The following is a 4,942-nucleotide window of genomic DNA, read 5'->3' on the forward strand; positions in this document are numbered from 1 at the left end:
GGATTTAGAAAAATAATGCCAAGAAGTAAACATCCTAAGAAAGCAAGTAAAGAGGTCATAGAGACCTCAAAAAAATTAACAGCAGAGCAAAAGAACTTAGAAACGTTAACCCGGATAAAAAAGTAAGAATAATGTTCCAAAACGAAGCGGTCTTCGGTCGCATAAATAAGCCGAAATACTGTTGGTGTAACCATAAAATAAGACCATCAGTACCTTGTCATCATTTAAGAGAATACAGATATACTTATGGAGCAGTAGAACCAACAACAGGAGAAAACTTCTTTTTAATTTAGTGATTAGTATTATTTGTGTCATTAGCTAGTGTAAAATTAGTTAATGAAAGTGTATTGTTTCGTTTTTTCATAAATACATTGTATCAAAAAAGACGAGGATTTCTTATTTCCTCGCCTTTTTTATTTTAGGACTTTTGCAACAGCCCCATAAATTTTTGTTATTTTCTATCAAAGATAGTAAATAGTAATCCAAGTACTACTGCTGGGATAATCCAATAGAAAGATTGTAATGATGATGGTAAAGTTATAACTATGTTATCTACTAAACCATGCCCTACTACAGCAAAGAATATTGAATTTATAGCTGGGATACAGGCTCCTAAAACAGCTCCTATATAAGTGCTTGATTTCTTGAAGACACTAGGGAACAAGTTTAAGAATATAAGCACCATTGATACAGGGTAAAGTCCAATCAAGATCGGAGCAGCTACACTTACAATTTGGTCAACACCCATTATAGAGAAGTATCCGCTTACAAGTGTGCTTAATATTGCCCATACTGAGAATTTTATTTTATGATTACTTGATCTTTCAAAGAAATCAGCAACAGTTGAAGTGAGACCAATAGAAGTAGTTAAGCAAGCTAAAGACATAGCTAAAGATATAAATATCTTACCAGCGTTTCCAAGTAAACTTTCAGCAATATATAAAAGTAAGTCTACACGAGAATAACCTTGTAAGTTTAATCCTGAAACAGTTGCACCAGCTCTAGCAAGCCCAAAGTAAACAAGTGCAAGAGCAAAAGTAGCTATCACACCAGATTTTAAAGTTAGAGAAGCTATTTCATCTTTATCAGATATGTTATATTTTTTGAAGCCATCTATTAGCAATACTGTAAACGCTAAAGCAGCAATCATATCCATTGTTTGATATCCTTCTTGGAAACCATAGCTAAAAGAATTTTCAAATCCAGTAGGTACAATTTCTCCAATTGGAGTTAATATACTTTTAATTATAATAACTGCAAGTGTGATAAGTAAGGCTGGAGTTAAAAATTTTCCTATAGAGTCAATTATTCCGTTTGGACTAAATGTAAAAAATAAAGTTAAACCAAAAAATATCGCGGATACAAGAACGGGGTTTAAATTAGGTAGTAGAGAACCTCTGATAACTTCAAATGTTGTAGCAGCAGTTCTTGGGATTGCAATTCCAGGTCCTATTGACAATAATATTAAAGTTCCGAATAGTTTAGCAGCCGGAGTTCCAAGTTTTTTTGCAACTGAGTCAATTGTTCCACCAGCTTTAATAGTAGATACAATACCGAGTAATACTAAACCAACACCAGTTATTACGAACCCTAAAAATGCAGTTATGAACTGATCTCCAACTAGCATACCAAGTGTTGGAGGAAAAATTAGATTTCCAGCACCAAATAGCATGGAAAAAAGTGCCATCGCGGAAATTAAAATAATATTACGTTTCATATTTTCTCCTTTTAAAATTAATTTCATTATATCATATCAATTATTTTGTATTGGGTAAAGAGATTTTTTATTTGTTAGGTAATAATAGTGTTAGATAATAATAAATATGTGACAAAAAATAAAAGAATAATAAGCCATCTGATAATATAAATTTAAGCAAAAACAAATTATCAGAAAGAAGGCTTCTTATAAAAACCAATATAACAGAAGAAATGAGATTTCCCCAAAAAGTTGTAGAATATGCAATAAAACATAAAAATAACGCAAAAGCAGCTAGAAGATACAACACTATCATACAACAAGTGTAGAGATGGCTAAAAAAATATGATGGGAGCGTAGAATCATTAGCAAATAAATCAAGACGTCCACATAGTCATCCTAACGAGCATACGAAAGAAGAATTAGAACTACTTAGAAAAAATACCAATGCCATAAACACAAAGGAATGGATCAAGTATATAGAAAATGCCTTTATGCAGGATATAAACGAAGCTACAACTCAATGTGTAAACAAATAAAAAAGCTTAAAAACTATGAAAAACCAAGGAAAATAAGTTACCCAAAAAGCAAATATAAGCCATTAAAAGGAACTTATCCGGGAGAATTTGCAGAAATAGATGTAAAATACGTACCGCTAGAATGCATAGGATTTAAAAGTAACTACGAAAGATACTATCAAATAACAGCAATAGACTTATACAGCAGAAAAAGGATTAACCTTTTAGGGACAGAGAAAATAATAAAAACTTAGAAAGGAGGTAATTCTCATGTCAAATACGAAAAGAACAGGACAAACAGCCCTTTATGAGCGTTTAAGTCGAGATGATGAGCTTCAAGGAGAAAGTAACTCTATCATCAATCAAAAGCAACTACTTGAAAGCTATGCAAAAAGAAACGGCTTTGCAAATATCTATCACTATACAGACGATGGAGTAAGCGGAAAAACCTTTGATAGAGAGGGATTTCAAAAAATGATAAAAGCAGTAGAAGAAAACAAAGTATCTACTGTGATAGTAAAAGATATGAGTAGGTTTGGCAGAGATTAACTCAAAGTAGGCTTTTACACCGAAATACTTTTCAAAGAAAAGGGAGTAAGATTTATCGCCATCAATAACGGAATAGACAGCGAAAAACAAGCAGAAAGCGACTTTACCCCATTTCTAAACATCATGAACGAATGGTATGCAAGTGATACCTCAAGAAAAATACAATTTATCTTCAGAGCAAGAATGGAAGAGGGCAAAAGAGTATCGCCAAGCGTTCCATACGGCTATTATAGAAACTCTAAGAACAAACAGGAGTTACTTGTCGATAAAGAGAGTTCAAAGGTTGTAAAATGCATTTGCCATCTTGTAATAGAGGGATATGGAGTAACACAGATAGCAGATATACTAACCAAAGATAAAGTCCTTATTCCATCAGCCTATGCCCAAATACACTACCCCGAAAATAACCACAGTTCCAAGAAAAGAGGAATAGAAGACCCGTATTTTTGGACACCGACCACAGTAGGTTATATCTTAGAAAAAAGAGAATATATGGGTCATACTGTACTTGGTAAAACAATATGCCTTGATTACAAAACTAAGAAACGCAGAAAGGCAAAAGAAGATGAACTCATTATCTTCAAAAACACCCATGAAGCCATCATTGATGAAGAAACATGGAATAATGCTCAAAGGTTAAGAAAAACAGTGAGAAGAAGTCCAAAGTACGACACAACCTCACATCCATTTACAGGGCTTTTAATTTGTGCAGATTGTGGAGGAAAGCTAAGTTATCGAGAGCCGGCAGAACATAAAGATAAGAAATATGATAGTGATTACTCTTTTGTATGCCAACATTACAGACACAGAAAAGGTACTTGCAGTATTCACTACATCAAAGTAAAAACGATGAATGAAATTCTCTTAAAATCAATCAAAGAAATAACCGATTTTGTCAAAGAAGAAAAGCAAGAATTTCTAAAAGTGATGAACAAATTATCCGATGAAAAAAGGGAAGAAAAGTATCGAAATGATAAAACGAAATTAGAAAAGTTGTCATCAAGAAATGCAGAACTAACCACCCTTATTACAAAGCTATATGAAGACCATGCACTTGGAAAAATTCCTGTAAAACACTTTGATAGATTATTTAATACCTATGATACAGAGCAACAAGACTTAGAAAAGCAAATGCAGTATTTTGAAAATGAAATAGAGAGCTATCATCAGAGAAAAGTTGACACCGATAAATTCCTAAAGATGATAGAGAAATATACAGATATTGAGGAACTGACAATACCAATGATAAATGAGTATATAGATAAAGTTGTAGTTCATGAAGCAACAGGAGGAAGAAAAGGCAAAGACAGAAAACAACAAGTTGATGTATACTTTAACTTTATAGGAAACTGTCAACCACAGAAAGTAGATATAGAAAAAATGGCTTAAAAATGGTATAATATTACTAATTATTGAGATAGAAAAATTAGAATTTGAGAGGATATTTAATGAAGTTAAAGAAAAATAAATAGGTACCTGTTGGGATGTTGTTTTTGGTATTAGCTATCATCTTAAACAGAGTATCCAACATAAGTGATTTAGTTATTGGTATCCTATATGGAATATCAATCGGTGTATTGACTATTGGAATTATCAATGGTAAAAAGTAATTCCCAATTTGTGGAGGGGAATAATTTGCTGGTATTAAATAAATTAGAGCAGTTGCTAACTGTATGTAAAGTAAAAAACATTGACGATATAGATTTGAGCAAGGAATTCTACTTCATAGGTAAAACAGATGAAGAAATTTCTCTTGTGTGTGAAACAGATGATGTTCCTGAAAATACAATAGAGCGTGAAGATGGGTGGCGTGGTTTCCGTATTCAAGGAATTTTGGATTTTTCACTCATTGGCATTCTTTCAAAGTTGTCTGGAATACTTGCAGATAATAAAATTGGAATTTTTGTGGTATCTACATTCAACACAGATTATATTTTAGTGAAAGATGTGGATTTTGAAAAATCATTAGCTGTATTATCAAATGCCGGATATACAGTGATATAGATTTCAGATACTTTAAACGCAAAGAAAATCATAGGAGGAGTGAATTATTAGTATGAAAGATATTGATAATATTTGTAAAATCGCATTGGTGCAGGCAGAACCTGTAATGTTTGATAAAAGTGCATCGCTGAAAAAGGCACTTCAATATATTCGTGAAGCTGCAAGCCAAAAACCG

At 32.6% G+C, this 4,942-nt stretch carries 5 protein-coding genes and 1 pseudogene; 5 read left to right on the plus strand and 1 reads right to left on the minus strand.

Annotated features, from left to right (window positions below; genetic code table 11):
* Window positions 1-131: 131 nt before the first annotated feature.
* A complete protein-coding gene (locus SOR77_RS02320; RefSeq protein WP_320635590.1) occupies window positions 132-293 on the plus strand; it encodes a hypothetical protein in 162 nt (53 codons plus the stop codon).
* 158 nt (window positions 294-451) lie between these two features.
* Here SOR77_RS02320 and brnQ read toward each other — a convergent pair whose 3' ends face one another.
* On the minus strand, window positions 452-1,717 hold the full coding sequence (gene brnQ / locus SOR77_RS02325) for a branched-chain amino acid transport system II carrier protein (protein WP_320635591.1): 1,266 nt from the start codon (window positions 1,715-1,717) through the stop codon (window positions 452-454).
* Window positions 1,718-1,929: 212 nt separating this feature from the next.
* On the opposite strand from brnQ, the gene SOR77_RS02330 reads away from it, so the two are divergent.
* The 4 genes and pseudogenes from SOR77_RS02330 to SOR77_RS02345 all read left to right on the plus strand — a co-directional run bounded on the left by SOR77_RS02330 (window position 1,930) and on the right by SOR77_RS02345 (window position 4,767).
* Window positions 1,930-2,025, plus strand: a complete 96-nt coding sequence (locus SOR77_RS02330; protein WP_320635592.1) for a helix-turn-helix domain-containing protein — start codon at window positions 1,930-1,932, stop codon at window positions 2,023-2,025.
* Window positions 2,026-2,162: 137 nt separating this feature from the next.
* Entirely contained in the window at window positions 2,163-2,468 is a 306-nt protein-coding gene (locus SOR77_RS02335; RefSeq protein WP_320635593.1) for a hypothetical protein, read from the plus strand.
* A gap of 16 nt (window positions 2,469-2,484) precedes the next feature.
* Window positions 2,485-4,152: pseudogene (locus SOR77_RS02340) on the plus strand (DUF4368 domain-containing protein).
* Between the two features lie 246 nt (window positions 4,153-4,398).
* A complete protein-coding gene (locus SOR77_RS02345; RefSeq protein ID WP_320635594.1) occupies window positions 4,399-4,767 on the plus strand; it encodes an ACT domain-containing protein in 369 nt (122 codons plus the stop codon).
* The last annotated feature ends 175 nt before the right edge of the window (window positions 4,768-4,942 follow it).

The sequence above is a fragment of the Peptoniphilus sp. genome (assembly GCF_034090345.1).
In the GTDB taxonomy this organism is placed as follows: Bacteria; Bacillota; Clostridia; order Tissierellales; family Peptoniphilaceae; genus Peptoniphilus.

What these genes read in the sequence shown, in the direction of transcription:
- SOR77_RS02320 (WP_320635590.1), top strand. Translation starts at nt 132, where the DNA reads ATGTTCCAAAACGAAGCGGTCTTCGGTCGCATAAATAAGCCGAAATAC.
- brnQ (WP_320635591.1), bottom strand. Translation starts at nt 1,717, where the DNA reads ATGAAACGTAATATTATTTTAATTTCCGCGATGGCACTTTTTTCCATG.
- SOR77_RS02330 (WP_320635592.1), top strand. Translation starts at nt 1,930, where the DNA reads ATGAGATTTCCCCAAAAAGTTGTAGAATATGCAATAAAACATAAAAAT.
- SOR77_RS02335 (WP_320635593.1), top strand. Translation starts at nt 2,163, where the DNA reads ATGGATCAAGTATATAGAAAATGCCTTTATGCAGGATATAAACGAAGC.